Source organism: Bartonella sp. AU18XJBT (assembly GCF_028618595.1).
In the GTDB taxonomy this organism is placed as follows: Bacteria; Pseudomonadota; Alphaproteobacteria; order Rhizobiales; family Rhizobiaceae; genus Bartonella.
Window position 1 is genome coordinate 1 of record NZ_JAQITE010000139.1, and the last position, 1,231, is coordinate 1,231.

General features: G+C 43.0%; 1 protein-coding gene. It reads left to right on the top strand.

From position 1 onward, the window contains the following. Positions 1 to 74: 74 nt before the first annotated feature. Positions 75 to 1,163: a DUF3792 domain-containing protein gene (locus PVV60_RS10550; RefSeq protein WP_273724678.1), complete on the top strand. Its 1,089-nt coding sequence runs from the start codon at positions 75 to 77 to the stop codon at positions 1,161 to 1,163. Positions 1,164 to 1,231: the final 68 nt, after the last annotated feature.

Sequence of the window (1,231 nt, forward strand, 5' to 3'; positions counted from 1 at the left end):
GCGGCTCTTTATCCCTTTTGGAACATAATTGGCAAAAAGACATTGTATCTCCAGCATATTCAAGGAGATAAAACATGGAAACTCGCATTCCGGAAGACACACCATTCAATACGAATTTTCTAGGAGAAACATCTCTAGAAGAAAAGTATCCATTCTTTCACACACCCATTTCATGGTCCGCAATCTTTGCGGGACTGGTGACAGCCCTTGCCACCTCAATCTGCCTCTCTTTTCTGGTAGCAGCGTTAGGCTTAAGCCAAATGGATTTCACCTCTTCAACCCCATTGGAAGGCTCTTTCCTCTCCTTTGGCGTGGGTTCTGTTATCGTTACACTGATTAGCCTAGCCTTAGGAGGCTTTGTTGCTGGACGTTTTGCTGAAACCTCAGGGACGCTTCATGGCTTTCTCACTTGGGCTCTCATAACATTGCTGATGACCCTTCAAGCCATCCACGTGGTTTCTAGTACAGCAAAGATAGGAGCTAAAACGGCTCTAGAAAACAGCTCCACGATCCAACAAACCGTAGACAGCCTCAAAACAAATATTTCCCCCATACTTGCAAAATTAAACAGCGAAAGTGTTGAAAAGTTTTTTGCAAAAAACAGTGACAATGGCATCAATTTTGATCAACTTTCGAGTGAATTGCGCACCCTTCTTAATAAAAGCGACATTCCTGCTCTCAACCCTGATCGTTTAAAACAAACCTATCAAGCTGCACTCAACGATATTGGTTCAGCAATAACAGCTTTCAAAAATGATCCTTCTCACTATCGCACCACTTTAAAAAATCTTGGTGAGCGCCTGTCTGATCGCGTAGAAGATCTCACGGAAAAATTTGATCGAAGTGATATCATCAAAGCCCTCATGACCGATGGCATGTCCCGTGCTGATGCACAAACAGCAGTAAACCGTGCCGTCCAACTCTATCAAAGTGCAGAGGAAAAAACGGAAAAGGCGATAAAAGCGCTTGAAGAACGGGCAGAAACACTCTCGGATAATCTTGAAGATACAATCAAAGCTGCCCAAAACACTGCGACTAAAGCCACAAAAACAGCCTCCAATATGGGATGGTGGGGCTTTTTAGGCAGTCTGATAGGCGCCATTATTTCCAGTGTGTTTGGATATTATGGTTACAGAAGCCGTAAGGATACTTTCATACTTTAAAACCTCTACCTCTAAAGCAAACACATAAAAAGCTGCATGCATAGTGCAGCTTTTTTGTGAAATTTTCT